Here is a 12,660-nt window from a genome sequence, read left to right as displayed (position 1 = left end):
AGGATAGGACGTTGCCACGCAACGGTAGGAACTCAGTGATGAGTTCCTTTTTTTGTACAATGGTTAAAAATCTAACTAACGGCGGTGATGCCCCGTTTAAGTTTTGCTCATTTGTGGGAGCGTGCCCCCCAGTGAGAGTCGTTGAATCTGGCGGCTAATTAACTTAAATGCGATAATTTGAAGTTTCGTTCTAGTGAAGTGCGTCGTTTTTCTAAGCTTGTGCTATGATTATGAGGTGGCATGAATTCTGAAAAAACGATTAGACTATGAGAGAATGGGTGAAGATAATGAAAAGATACCGGAGTTACCGGCTTAGTTTAGGCTGGCAAATTTTAATTGGGTTAGTCTTAGGAATTGTGTTGGGGGTCATTTTTTACCAAAACAAAATGGCCATTACCGCCATGCAAAATATTGGGAACATGTTCATCGGCTTGATTCAAATGATCGTTCTGCCAATCGTGGTGTCCTGTTTAACCGTTGGGATTGCTAACATGGGAGATATCAAACAATTAGGTCGGGTCGGTGGGAAAACCCTGATCTACTTCGAAATTATGACCACGATTGCGATTGCCTTAGGGTTGTTAGTCGGCAATATTTTCCATCCTGGGTCGTTTATCGACATTCATCAATTACATAGTACGGATATTAGCCAGTACGTCTCTACGGCTAAATCAGCCCAGAATACGGGCATCTGGGCGACCCTGATGGGGATCATTCCGACGAACTTCTTCAAATCCTTGTCCGAGGGTGACATGATGCCCGTGATCTTCTTCTCCGTCTTCTTCGGCCTAGGGACCGCAGCCATCGGTAAGCAAGGAAAAATCATCATCGACTTCTTGGATGCCGTGTCACAAGTTATGTTCCGGGTTACTAATTGGGTCATGCATACGGCGCCAATCGGGGTTTGTGCCCTGATTGGGGTGACCATTGCGCAAATGGGGATCTCGGCGTTAGCCCCACTGGGATACTTCATCTTGTTGGCCTACGCGACCATGGCCGTCTTTATCCTGGTCTTCATGGGACTGGTTGCCCGGATCTTCGGCTTCCGGTTGTGGGACCTCTTACGGGTGATTAAGGACGAAGCTATCTTGGCCTTCTCCACGGCCAGTTCCGAAGCCACGTTACCTCGGTTGATCGATAAAATGGATAAGTTTGGGGTTAGCCAGGGGATCGTCTCCTTCGTGATTCCCACCGGCTACACCTTCAACCTGGATGGGTCGGCCATTTATCAATCCTTGGCCGCCTTATTCTTAGCCCAGGCCTACCACATCAACTTAAGTCTGGGTCAACAAATCACCTTGTTGGTGGTCTTGATGATCACGAGTAAGGGGATGGCCGGGGTTCCCGGTGCGTCCTTCGTGGTCTTGCTGGCGACGGTTTCCACCATTGGGGTACCGATGAGTGGGTTGACCTTTATCGCCGGGATCGACCGGTTAGTCGACATGGGTCGGACCGCCGTCAACGTGGTCGGGAACTCCCTGGCCACGGTGGTTATCGGGAAATCCGAACATGAATTTAGCGAAGAGAAGAGTCAGGCTTACCTGGACAATATGCGAGCCGGGAAACAAGCCTAATCACTAGAAATCACAAAAAGACCTCGTCAGGTTACGACGAGGTCTTTTTTAGTTTCAGTGGATTTTACTACACCCGATCAGCGCATTGGCGTGGTTAAGGGACCACTTGCGGGGTGATTCCCATCAGCCCATGGGTAAGGGCCCTTATTCACGGCAATAACCGGTTGTCCCGGTTTGATCAGGGATCGACGACAGATTTTAAACGACCAAAATAGTGGAAACGGCGTCAGTTACTTAGCGCTCTCCCCCCACAGGGTTCCCCGAGTGGTGAAGCTGCCTATCCAAGCTCACACGTCAATGCGTCATCGCGGGATAGGGCCGGAAAAACAACGTAACTCTAGCTTGCGTTATCGATTAAATGGCTGCGACCGGTTAGTCCCCAAACGAGTACGGGAAGGTCAGATACGGAACTGTTGGTTCTAACGCCAACGGTATCTGAGATAACGGCGGACTAACGGATCGTTTCTAAAATCTAAGGCCGAACTCGCCGCATCAAGCTACGGCGTCCGGACCGGGAAAGCTAGCTTAACTGGTGGTTTCTCCAGGCGTCAACCAGGAGGGATGAACCAACGCTATCTTTCCCACCAGAGAGTGACACGCTCCAGGGTCATCTTTTAATTTCGTCATGTTCATCACCTCCATCGTTTTTTGAATGTAACTTAAAAGCGCCCGGCTACAGAACTAGCCGGGCGCACATCAAATAGCATGTGAACGTAAACCAGCTAGTCGTTGAGTTTTAGCACTATACGGCGTAGTTTATTCAACAGCTACATTAGATCAGGCCTTATGTTGACCTGAACAGCTGACTCATTGGCGTTTCTCGACGTTTCTGAGCAGTAGCATTTTCCGTATAGGAGCCTCACCTAACAGCTTCTAATTTATTTTACAAAGTTAGTTTACCCGAATTTTTCTCAGAGTGCAAGGACAACGCATTTTTTGAAGAAACTAATCATTATAATATTAATATTACCAAGTAGAGCCGACGTTTAGGACTAATCAACTCCTAATTTAGAATCATTCTTGATTAAGTTTGCTAAAGCGCGTATGCTTAACGTGAAACCTAAATCGAATTGAGGGGAGTCGTTTTTCATGAATTTTATTAGTTCAGAGTTACCCGATTTTCAAGTAAACGCGTATCAGGATGGGGACGTTAAGCCCGTTACCCAAGCCGATTTGCTCGGGCATTGGTCCGTGGTCTTCTTCTACCCGGCCGATTTTTCGTTCGTTTGTCCGACCGAATTAGGCGATCTGGCTGACCATTACGCCGCCTTCCAGGCCCAAAATGCCGAAATCTACAGCGTGTCCGAAGATACCGAGTTCGTTCATCAGGCCTGGCACGACCAAAGTCCCGAGGTGGGCAAGGTCACTTACCCGATGATTGCCGATCCCGCAGGCGTCTTAGCCCGGCACTTCGAGGTCTTGAACGAAGACTTAGGGCAGGCTTACCGGGGCGTCTTTATCCTGGATCCTAAAGGACAAGTCCGGTCTTACACCATCAACGACATGGGAATTGGCCGTAACGCCGACGAAATCTTACGGACGCTGACCGCGGCCCAGTTCGTGGCGGAACACGGCGATCGGGTGTGCCCCGCCAACTGGCATCCTGGTGAACAGACGTTAAAGCCCGGAACCGATCTCGTGGGTAAAATTTAAGTGAACCTAAACAAAACGACCCGCACATCCGAAGATGGGCGAGTCGTTTTTTCGTTAGATCCCTTGTTCGATTCTGGCGTAGTTTTGGTGGTACCAGCCCTCCCAAGTGTTATCCTTGAGCGAACCATTGGCGTTAAACGTCATGTCGACGGTTTTTAAAATGTTCAAGAACAGCGGCCGCTTATACTTCAAGACGCCGGCAATGAGTTCTTCCGGGGAGAAGAAGCGGTTTTCGAACAGGTATCGGTTGATATCGTTCATGGAATAGTCGACCCGGTATTGGGACAAGATTTCCAAATTATTTTGCTTAAAATGTGCAATGTAAAAATGCGCAAATTCGGCTAAAGCGGTTTGTTGGGCGTTTTCGTCCAAGTCGGTAATTGTTAATTCTGAGTCTGACAAACTCGGGACCTCCTTTAAGTTATCGCGACAGTGGTTGGCAATCAACCACACCCTTTTCTATTATGGCACTTTTTAGCGACCGGTAAAGACTCGATTCCCGGATTTTACGGATTGGGTGGTTCAGATAACTAAATCGGAGGCGCGGTATGCCGCGTTAAACGCCAATTTTAGCGAATCTCAGCCGGTCCACGGCTGCTAGTGTATAATTAGACCCATAAGTAGCGGGAAGGGAGCTTAGCGCAATGCAGGTGTTTGTGGTGGGGGCTAACGGTCAGATTGGTCGACTAGTCATGCAACAGCTTATCGCTAGAGGTGATACCCCGGTCGCCGGATTACGACCCGGAGAGGATCGGGAAGACTGGGAGGATCAGGGCATCAAGGTCTGCGACTTCGATCTGTTAAGCAAGCCCGAAACCTTAGGTAGTCAATTGCTGGGGGTGGACGCGCTGATCTTTGCGGCGGGGTCGGGCAGTCGGACCAAAGACGACATGACCCTGTTAATTGATCTGGACGGCGCGGTCAAAACCATGCAGGCCGCCGAAATTGCCGGGGTGTCGCGGTTCTTAATGATCAGCATGCTCTTTGCCGAGGATCGTAACCGGTGGGCGGCGCCCCTACAGGCCTTGTACGTCGCCAAATTCTACGCGGATCATTGGTTAGTTCATCAGACACACCTGGACTACACCATCGTGGAACCTGGTGCGTTGTCCTTTCACCCAGCCACCGGTCGTTTGAAGAGTGACCCGTTAGCCGTTGGGAGCGTCCCACGCGGGGATGTGGCGGCCTTTTTGGTGGCGGCGCTGCACGATGAACGGACCGTGGGCAAAACAATTCCGCTGTTACAGGGGGATCAGTCGATTCCTCAGATTTTAGCGCAGCTGTGAGCGGCAGGCCGGCGAATTAGTTCTGGTTTTGGTATAATTAGCTTATAAATTAGATAAGCTGAGCACGACACCCTGAAGGAGGTCACCCCTGATGACTGAGAACTTAGTGTTAGCCCCACCGGAAGCCCGCGAACTGGCGCACCACCTAGATGAATGGCGCAAGTGGCGGCAAAATGTTGATGAACTAACGGCCGATGGCAACTGGGATCGGTTTATTGAAAAAAGCCGCGAGAAGGCCCAGTGGCAGGCGGGGCTTGCCACTGAAATTGATCGGTGGGAAAGCCTGCACGCAATTCAACTGACGTTAGAAGAACAGTTAGGCGGCGTCACCCATGTGGGCGGACACACCCGCCAATAAGTGAAGACTCTAAAGTAGCGACCGGTTCAACCGAACTGGTCGTTTTTTATTTATTTAATATAACCCCAACCTGTCAAGCCCGAATTTTTGGCGACCGGCCGGGGTTATATTTTTTAATAATTAATTAAACGCAAACGCGTGCTACACTCAGGCCAGTTAGGGAAGGAGCAAGTATCATGACTAAAAAAATTTGGCTGAGTGGTGGGGGGCTACTGATGATTATGCTGGGATTACTAGGACTGGGGGCGGTTCGTCAGCCCACGGAAACGATTTACACGGCCTTACCGGATTCAACGGATACGTATTACCGCCCGTTTTTAAAGGACCTGCAGCGGTTTAATCGGGCTTTGCAATACCACGCAGCGGCGGGCGATACGTTTACCACGTTAACAACGAAGGTCACGACGTTACGGCACACGAAGTTTCACTATCCCGATATCTGGTTGCGCGACGTGGCGCCGGTGATCACGACCCGGATGGTCAAGTTCGATTATCGACCGAGTTATTTACCCCAAGCGGATGGACGGTACCTGAACCGTCAGTTCACCAAATTTCTGAATCGACGTTACCACTACACGTCGTCGCCACTGGTTCTAGACGGAGGGAACGTGCAATGGAACGGTCACGATACCGTGGTGGTGACGCGTCAAATCTGGCGAGATAATCCGGACTGGTCACACCGAGAAATTGTGCAGGAACTCCAACGAAAATTAGCCGTGCGGCACGTCATCATCATTCCAAAAGAACCCGGGGATGTGCTGGGCCACAGTGACGGTATGGTCAAGTTTATCGGGAAACGGACCCTGTTCGTGAACGACTTTCGAGAGGACCCTGGTTTCTTAGCCCGGGTCAAACGAGCGATTCACCAGACAGTGCCGGACATGACGATGGTGACGCTGCCATCGGCCTACACCGCTAAGGGACAGTATGACCGTCACATCGCCTCGGCGAAGGGGCTGTACATCAACATGCTTCAGACGCCTCACGCCGTGTACGTGCCCCAGTACGGGTTAAGACAGGACCACGCCGTGTTGCGGCTGATTCAACGGCACGTCAACCAACCGGTGATCCCAGTGTCGGTGGGGCACTTGTCCACGCTGGGCGGGTCCGTGCATTGCCTGACCTGGGAGGTGCCTCACGGCAAATTCGAGAAATGAGATCGTCAGCTAATTAGCCCGTTGCTGGTGAACAAAGAATCTAAGCATCGCCGGTAGACCGGCATTTTACGCCAGAAAAAAGACGCCCCGGAGGACGTCCTTTTTAATACTAGATTTAAAGATTTATTGTTCTTCGTACCATGAGTAGTGGAAGTCACCCTTACGGTCCCGACGTTCGTAGGTGTGTGCCCCGAAGTAGTCCCGTTGTGCTTGCAACAAGTTAGCAGGTAAGACTTCTGCCCGGAAACTGTCGTAGTAGGTGATAGCAGCGGAGAAGCTAGGAACAGGAATCCCGGCTTGAACGGCCAAAGCAACCACGTCACGAACGGATTGTTGATACTTCTTGGAGATGTCCTTGAAGTAGTCATCAAAGAGTAAGTTGGTCAACTTAGGATCCTTGTCGAAGGCGTCGGTGATGTTTTGCAGGAATTGGGCCCGGATAATGCAACCGCCACGCCAGATTTGTGCTAATTCACCGAATTGTAAGTTCCAATCGTAGGTTTCGGAAGCGACCCGGAGTTGTTCGAACCCTTGGGCGTAACTCATCAACTTACTGAAGAAGAGGGCTTGACGAACCTTTTCAATGAATTCAGTCTTGTCACCAAAGTCAACGTTACCTTGCTTTTCAGCAGCTGGTAAGACCTTGGATGCCTTAACCCGTTCGTCCTTCATCATGGAGATGTAACGAGCGTAAACGGATTCAGTGATGACGGATTGTGGAACTTGGATGTTCAACGCATCTTCGGAACTCCACTTACCAGTCCCCTTGTTGTTCCCACGGTCCAGGATGGCGTCGATGATTGGTAAGTTCTTGTCGTCACCTAAGTCATCTTTACGAGTCAAGATGTCAGCGGTGATTTCAACCAAGTAGCTGTCCAATTCGCCCTTGTTCCATTCCTTGAAGATGTCAGCCATCTCGTCAACGGAAATGCCGGCAACGTTACGCATGATGTTGTAGCTTTCGTCGATCAGCTCTTCATCACCGTATTCGATCCCGTTGTGGACCATCTTAACGTAGTGGCCAGCACCGTTAGGGCCGATGTAAGAAACACATGGCTTGCCGTCTTGAGGAGCCTTAGCAGAGATTTGTTCCAAAATAGGCGCAACCAAATCGTAAGCTTCCTTTTGACCACCAGGCATTAAGGATGGACCTTGTAAGGCACCCAGTTCACCACCGGATACCCCCATGCCGATAAAGTTGATCCCGGACTTGTCGAGTTCAGCGTTACGGGCCATGGTATCGTGGAAGTTCGTGTTCCCACCATCGATTAAGACGTCACCCTTGTCCAACAATGGTAAGAGTTCTTGGATGACGGCGTCGGTTGGCTTACCAGCCTTAACCATCAAAAGAATCCGCCGTGGGGTTTCCAGTGACTTCACGAAGTCAGCTACTGAGTAACTTGGAATTAATTTCTTTTCGCTGTGGTCCTTCATGACGTCCTTGGTCCGGAAATCAGAACGGTTGTAAATACCAACCGTGTAACCGCGACTTTCAATGTTCAGGGCTAAGTTCTTGCCCATGACCGCCATACCAACAACACCAATGTTTGCTTTTTGATCTGCCATTAGTAACCTTCCTTTATGTTTCAGAATTAAATCAGGCCTTACAGGGATAAGTGTATCATCTCACAATCTGAAAGTGAAATATTTTAACCCTATTGTTTGAAAATTGTTACTTATTTTCATCTTGCGGTGGGGTGCACCCGTGTTCAAACCGCGTGGGGTCTGCTTGCAGGCGTTCGATGTTGGTTGCCACCCGGGCCAATAATTCTTCGAGCATTAACCGTTCGCCGGCCGAAAAATCGGTCGTCCCCACGGTCAGCAGCGTTTGTTCGTAGTGTTGCAGTTGGGGGTAAAAGGCGTGGGCCTGTTCGGTGGGTACCAGGCACTTCCGTTTCTTGTCCGCCGGATCGGCCTGGCGCACCAGGTAGCCGCCGGTAATCAACTTGCGGACGGTCCGTAGACAGGTCGACGGGTCGACGTGCAGCTGGGCCGCCAGCTCGGCTTGGGTGATTCCCGGGGAATCTAAGATGTGCAGCAGGTAGAGAAACTGGTTGTTTTGCAGGTTTTGTTGGCTAAAGAGGTGATTACCCATGCTCGATGTGGCGCGCGCAATCAACCCGATACTCCGAAATGAATTTGGCATGTTTAAGCTCCTCAAAAATAATAGTTGCATTTGCAATTAAAAGGTGTCATACTTGCCATCAATCATAACACGAAAGTGACGGGATAAAAATGATAAATTGGCAAGTTAAACCCTTTGAACAGCTCACGACTCCGGAATTCTATGATCTTGCATATGAACGTACACGGACCTTTGTGGTGGCGCAAAAGCGGGTCTACCAGGAAATCGACGCCATCGATCGGACGGCCCAACACATTCTAGGCTATCAGGATGGTCACCTCATCGCCTACGCACGGGTCTTTACCGAACAGGGGCACGCGACCTTTGGCCGGGTGCTGACGGTCCCGGAAGTTCGGGGGCAGGGCGTTGGTCGCTTGCTGATGCAATAAATCACCACCGAACTGGCCCAAGATTTTGCGGGTCAGCCGGTGGTGATCGAGGCACAGGTTGATAAACAACATTTTTATGAAAAATTCAATTACGCGGCGGAAGGGCAACCCTTCTTATTTAACCACACGCCACACATTAAGATGGTGCGCCAGGCCTAGCGCAGGAGGTAGCCACCGTCGACGGGGATGGTGGTCCCGGTAACGTAGTTCGAGGCCTCACTGGCCAGAAAGACCAGGGTCCCCATGAGTTCGCGGGGTTGCGCCCAGTGACCGGCGGGGATGTGCGCTAAGATTTCTTGGTTGCGTTGCGGGTCGTTTTGGAGGGCCTTGGTCATCGGCGTGTCGATATACCCCGGTGCGATGGCGTTGACCTGAATGTTGTCCCCGGCTAAAGCGTCGGCGTAAGCCTTGGTCAGCCCCACAACGGCGTGTTTGCTGGCGGTGTAAGGGAAGATAAATTTCCCGGCCCGGAAGGACTGCATCGACCCGATGTTGATGATCTTGCCGTGGCCCTGATCGGCCATGACCTTGGCAACTTCGTGGGATAGGTAGTACAACGCGTTTAGGTTCAGGTCCAGGACCTTCCGCCAGTCGTCGTCCTTAAAGTCCCGCCAGTTATTGCGCAGTTGCATGCCGGCGTTGTTGACCAGAATATCGATGTGGTCGAACTGTTTTTGCGCGGCTTCCGTAATCTGCTTGGCCGCGTTGGGGGCCGTTAAGTCGCACTTAAAGAAGGCCACTTGACCGGAGGAAACGTCGTCCATCGACCGGATGGTTTCCCAGTTCTTGTCGGTCCGGCTCACGACCAAGACCCGGGCACCCGAGCGTAGGAGGGCCTTGGTGTAGTAAAATCCCAATCCAGAGGCGCCACCGGTCACGATGGCGGCTTTATGATCGAGACGGAAGAAATCACTTGAAAATTCTGGCAATTTTGACATACGAAGATCTCCCTTGATATGTAGTCTACGGCACCGGGGGTTAGAAATAAACGCGCGGAGTTCGTAGTATTAAACCGCTTTCATCATAAAACTTTTTTTGAAAAGTTGTCAATTTATTCACAAGATGGTAAAGGCGTGGCAGACCCGTGAACTCGGGAAATTAGGCTGGGATAAAAAAGTTTTTATCAGGTGGGTTGCCAATCGCTGGTAACAGTTCTTAAGGGAAGTCGGGACAGTAAAAAGGCCACCCCCAGGGGATGGCCTTTTTGATGACGTTAAGTTTAGTGTTAGTGGTTCAACCGGTAGATCCATTCGCGGTGATCGCGTTGGATCAGCTCTTCGGCTGCGGCTGGGCCCATGGAATGTGGCGTGTAGTTCGGGAAGTTAGGTTCTTGTAAGTCCCAAACGCGACGAATTTGATCCACAAACTTCCAAGCGTAGGAAACTTCTGGCCAACTGGAGAAGTTGGTCCCGTCGCCCTTCATCACGTCGTGCAACAGACGTTCGTAAGGTTCTGGCGTTTCCTTGGACTTTTCAGCATCCACCAAGTAGTCCAACTTGATTGGTTCCGTTTGGAAACCAGTGTCGTTGGTCTTGGCGTTCAGTTGCAGGGAGAACCCGGCGTGTGGTTCCACGAAGATGGTCAGCACGTTGGCGGCCAATGGTGTGGATTGACTTTGTGGGAAGGCGAAGATGTCGACTAATGGACGCTTGAAGACCACGTCCACCCGCGTAAACTTGTCGGCGAGCATCTTCCCGGTCCGAACGTAGAATGGGGTTCCGGACCACCGGTAGTTGTCGAATAATAACTTGCCGGCCACGAACGTTTCGGTCGTGGAATCGTTCGGTACGTTGTCTTCGTGACGGTAGTCGGGTTGGTCGTTGATCGACCCGTATTGCCCACGGACGAAGTTAGTCGCCGCGTCAGCCACGTTGTAGACCCGTAAGCTCCGTAAAGCCTTCACCTTTTCAGCCCGGATATCGGTGTCCGTAAAGGCCACTGGTTGTTCCATGGCTAACAGGCTGACGATTTGCATGATGTGGTTTTGGACCATATCCCGCAAAGCCCCACTGTTGTCGTAGTAGGAAGCCCGTTCTTCAACCCCCAGCTTTTCGGATAACGTCACTTGGATGTTATCGATGTACCGGTTGTTCCAAAGGGATTCGACTAAGGTGTTCCCGAAACGTAGCGCTTCGATGTTTTGGATCATTTCCTTACCCAAGTAGTGGTCGATCCGGAAGATTTGGTCTTCTTCAAAGGACTTGCTGAGGGCGTCGTTTAATTGCTTAGCGGAATCGTAATCCCGACCGAATGGCTTTTCAATGACCAGACGGTTGAAGGCATCCTTGTTATCGGACATCAACCCTTGGGTCTTCAAGTCTTGGGCAATCGTGCCGAAGAATTGAGGCGCCATGGAGAGGTAGAAAATCCGGTTGCCTTGTAACTTGTACTTTTTGTCCAGCTTGTCGAGTAGGTCCTTGACCACGGCGTAGTGCGCGGTGTCGGTCACATCGTGAGCTTGGTAGTAGAAATGGGAAATGAAGTCAGTGGCTTCTTTCGATTCTACCCGGTTACCGCTGTCCGCTAAAGACTTCTTAACGGCTGCCCGGAACTTTTCGTGATCCATAGCCTGCCGAGAGGTCCCGACGACGGCGAAATGGGTCCGTAAGTTTCCTTTGCGATAAAGGTTAAATAGACTAGGGTAAAGCTTCCGGTATGCTAAGTCACCGGTACCACCGAAGAACAAGAATAAAGCTGTGCGTTCAGTTGCCACGAGATAGTCACTCCTTAAGTGTTTAAATCCAGACGGTCCAATTTGTTATCAGTTCAGCTACTACTTTGAAAAACGGGTGTTACTGCCGGTCATTGACGAGAAGGGCAAGTTCAACTCGTCACCGCGAGTTTGTCTAGCCAAAAAGTATGTCTAGACCACTTCGAAAGTTATTATACCCTATTTAAATCTGAAAAGCGACCTTTTTAAAGCAAGAATTTAAATTTTAGACAACCGGTTGCAATGCCCATCTATCAACGTTTACATCGTATTTGCGTTTTCATGAAAACGCAAACTAAATCGGCAAATCTTCGTGGAAACGACTTTCGAAACGGGTGCCGATGTAATCGCTACCAGGTCAAGAGTAACAAAAAAGCCTCGCGGAATAAACCGATTGGCTTTCTAAAAACGGGTTGGTTAATTGGCAAGGGCTTTGAGGGCGTCAAAGTCGGTGGCACTTAAGGTAAGGTCACGGGCCTTTAAGTTCTGTAATTCGTGGTTGCTGGATTTAGTTCCCGGAATCGGGAGGATAACATCAGAGCGCTGCAGCAACCAGGCCAGCGCGATTTGCGATGGCACGGCATCGTATTTCTTAGCGATAGCGAGTAACGTTGGGTTGGTGATGAGTTTCCCGGTGGCCAGAGGATACCAAGGGATGAAGGCGATGTGGTGTGCTTCACAGTAGGTTAACAGGGCCTCGTCGCTGCGGTTGATCAAATTATATTGATTTTGTACGGAAACGATGGGCATGATCTTTTCGGCGGCCTTGAGCTGATCAACGGTTACCTGACTTAAGCCGACGTGGCGAATCTTACCTTCCTTTTGCAGGTCCTTTAAGGCCTCCAGTTGAACGGCTAACGGGTAGTCAGGGTCGATCCGGTGAAGTTGTAAGAGATCGATGTGGTCCAGCCCCAACGTTAAGAGGTTCAATTCCACTTGTTGTTTCAGATATTGTGGGGCGCCCAGTGGGGTCCAAATACCGGGACCCTGACGGGTGTAGCCGACCTTCGTCGCCACCATGACGTGAGCGTGTGGGCGGGCCCGCAACGCGGCTCGAAGATAGTGATTGGCGTACAGAGGTCCGTAAGCATCAGCCGTGTCGATGAAGTTAACGCCGTTGTCGATCGCCGTTTCGATGACCTGTGGGGCGTGCTCAGGGTCGGCGGCCGGTCCCCAGACGCCGGTTCCGGGAAGCTGCATGGTCCCGTACCCTAAGCGATTGACCGTTAAATCAGCATCAAACGTAAACGTTTTTTCCATTAGATAATCACCTTTCTAGACGAATTGGGTCTACAGTAGTTGATTAATCCCGTGGGTGCAACGCTGGTACCCCGTTTGGCGCGGCTAAGAAAAGGTAGTTAATTTTTATTAAACTCTCGACATTCTGTCACTAAATTGTAAAAAATCT

General features: G+C 50.6%; 12 protein-coding genes and 1 riboswitch. Of the genes, 6 read left to right on the top strand and 6 right to left on the bottom strand.

Going from position 1 to position 12,660, the window contains the following annotated elements:
- Positions 1-287 precede the first annotated feature (287 nt).
- Positions 288-1,574 carry a cation:dicarboxylate symporter family transporter gene (locus FD25_RS11605; protein WP_057804451.1) on the top strand — a complete coding sequence of 429 codons (1,287 nt, stop codon included), beginning with the start codon at positions 288-290 and terminating at the stop codon, positions 1,572-1,574.
- Positions 1,575-2,288: 714 nt separating this feature from the next.
- A riboswitch (M-box (ykoK) riboswitch) is annotated at positions 2,289-2,452 on the bottom strand.
- Between the two features lie 211 nt (positions 2,453-2,663).
- The gene (locus tag FD25_RS11600) at positions 2,664-3,227 is read left to right on the top strand and encodes a redoxin domain-containing protein (RefSeq protein WP_057804450.1); all 564 of its coding nucleotides are present in this window, start codon (positions 2,664-2,666) and stop codon (positions 3,225-3,227) included.
- A gap of 54 nt (positions 3,228-3,281) precedes the next feature.
- On the opposite strand, the gene FD25_RS11595 is transcribed toward FD25_RS11600, so the two are convergent.
- Positions 3,282-3,629, bottom strand: coding sequence for a hypothetical protein (locus FD25_RS11595; protein ID WP_057804449.1), 348 nt, complete (start codon positions 3,627-3,629; stop codon positions 3,282-3,284).
- A 242-nt stretch (positions 3,630-3,871) separates the two neighbouring features.
- On the opposite strand from FD25_RS11595, the gene FD25_RS11590 reads away from it, so the two are divergent.
- From FD25_RS11590 to FD25_RS11580, 3 genes are all read left to right on the top strand, one after another.
- Complete coding sequence (locus tag FD25_RS11590) at positions 3,872-4,513, top strand: SDR family oxidoreductase (protein ID WP_057804448.1); 642 nt, start codon at positions 3,872-3,874, stop codon at positions 4,511-4,513.
- Positions 4,514-4,604: 91 nt separating this feature from the next.
- A complete protein-coding gene (locus tag FD25_RS11585) occupies positions 4,605-4,871 on the top strand; it encodes a hypothetical protein (protein ID WP_057804447.1) in 267 nt (88 codons plus the stop codon).
- Between the two features lie 176 nt (positions 4,872-5,047).
- Entirely contained in the window at positions 5,048-6,028 is a 981-nt protein-coding gene (locus FD25_RS11580) for an agmatine deiminase family protein (protein ID WP_057804446.1), read from the top strand.
- Positions 6,029-6,151: 123 nt separating this feature from the next.
- On the opposite strand, the gene gndA is transcribed toward FD25_RS11580, so the two are convergent.
- Both gndA and FD25_RS11570 read right to left on the bottom strand, forming a co-directional pair.
- Positions 6,152-7,594: an NADP-dependent phosphogluconate dehydrogenase gene (gndA, locus tag FD25_RS11575; RefSeq protein WP_057804445.1), complete on the bottom strand. Its 1,443-nt coding sequence runs from the start codon at positions 7,592-7,594 to the stop codon at positions 6,152-6,154.
- A 106-nt stretch (positions 7,595-7,700) separates the two neighbouring features.
- Entirely contained in the window at positions 7,701-8,174 is a 474-nt protein-coding gene (locus FD25_RS11570; RefSeq protein ID WP_083484160.1) for a MarR family winged helix-turn-helix transcriptional regulator, read from the bottom strand.
- Positions 8,175-8,263: 89 nt separating this feature from the next.
- Here FD25_RS11570 and FD25_RS14355 point away from each other — a divergent pair, with 89 nt between their 5' ends.
- Positions 8,264-8,542 (top strand): GNAT family N-acetyltransferase, encoded by a 279-nt coding sequence (locus FD25_RS14355; protein WP_225428562.1) that lies wholly within the window; start codon positions 8,264-8,266, stop codon positions 8,540-8,542.
- Between the two features lie 155 nt (positions 8,543-8,697).
- Here FD25_RS14355 and FD25_RS11560 read toward each other — a convergent pair whose 3' ends face one another.
- The 3 genes from FD25_RS11560 to FD25_RS11550 form a co-directional block, all read right to left on the bottom strand.
- Positions 8,698-9,480 (bottom strand): glucose 1-dehydrogenase, encoded by a 783-nt coding sequence (locus tag FD25_RS11560; RefSeq protein ID WP_057804444.1) that lies wholly within the window; start codon positions 9,478-9,480, stop codon positions 8,698-8,700.
- A 287-nt stretch (positions 9,481-9,767) separates the two neighbouring features.
- Entirely contained in the window at positions 9,768-11,255 is a 1,488-nt protein-coding gene (gene zwf, locus FD25_RS11555; protein ID WP_057804443.1) for a glucose-6-phosphate dehydrogenase, read from the bottom strand.
- Between the two features lie 414 nt (positions 11,256-11,669).
- Entirely contained in the window at positions 11,670-12,512 is an 843-nt protein-coding gene (locus FD25_RS11550; RefSeq protein WP_057804442.1) for an aldo/keto reductase, read from the bottom strand.
- Positions 12,513-12,660: the final 148 nt, after the last annotated feature.

Source organism: Levilactobacillus acidifarinae DSM 19394 = JCM 15949, from assembly GCF_001434835.1.
Lineage (GTDB): Bacteria > Bacillota > Bacilli > Lactobacillales > Lactobacillaceae > Levilactobacillus > Levilactobacillus acidifarinae.
The sequence above is the reverse complement of the archived record's forward strand: the minus strand, read 5'-3'. Positions and strand labels throughout refer to the sequence as shown.

Bases quoted from the DNA above. Each gene is read 5' to 3' on its own strand.
- FD25_RS11570 (WP_083484160.1), bottom strand. From the start codon at position 8,174: ATGCCAAATTCATTTCGGAGTATCGGGTTGATTGCGCGCGCCACATCG.
- FD25_RS11560 (WP_057804444.1), bottom strand. From the start codon at position 9,480: ATGTCAAAATTGCCAGAATTTTCAAGTGATTTCTTCCGTCTCGATCAT.
- FD25_RS14355 (WP_225428562.1), top strand. From the start codon at position 8,264: ATGATAAATTGGCAAGTTAAACCCTTTGAACAGCTCACGACTCCGGAA.
- FD25_RS11605 (WP_057804451.1), top strand. From the start codon at position 288: ATGAAAAGATACCGGAGTTACCGGCTTAGTTTAGGCTGGCAAATTTTA.
- FD25_RS11585 (WP_057804447.1), top strand. From the start codon at position 4,605: ATGACTGAGAACTTAGTGTTAGCCCCACCGGAAGCCCGCGAACTGGCG.
- FD25_RS11590 (WP_057804448.1), top strand. From the start codon at position 3,872: ATGCAGGTGTTTGTGGTGGGGGCTAACGGTCAGATTGGTCGACTAGTC.
- FD25_RS11600 (WP_057804450.1), top strand. From the start codon at position 2,664: ATGAATTTTATTAGTTCAGAGTTACCCGATTTTCAAGTAAACGCGTAT.
- gndA (WP_057804445.1), bottom strand. From the start codon at position 7,594: ATGGCAGATCAAAAAGCAAACATTGGTGTTGTTGGTATGGCGGTCATG.
- FD25_RS11550 (WP_057804442.1), bottom strand. From the start codon at position 12,512: ATGGAAAAAACGTTTACGTTTGATGCTGATTTAACGGTCAATCGCTTA.
- FD25_RS11580 (WP_057804446.1), top strand. From the start codon at position 5,048: ATGACTAAAAAAATTTGGCTGAGTGGTGGGGGGCTACTGATGATTATG.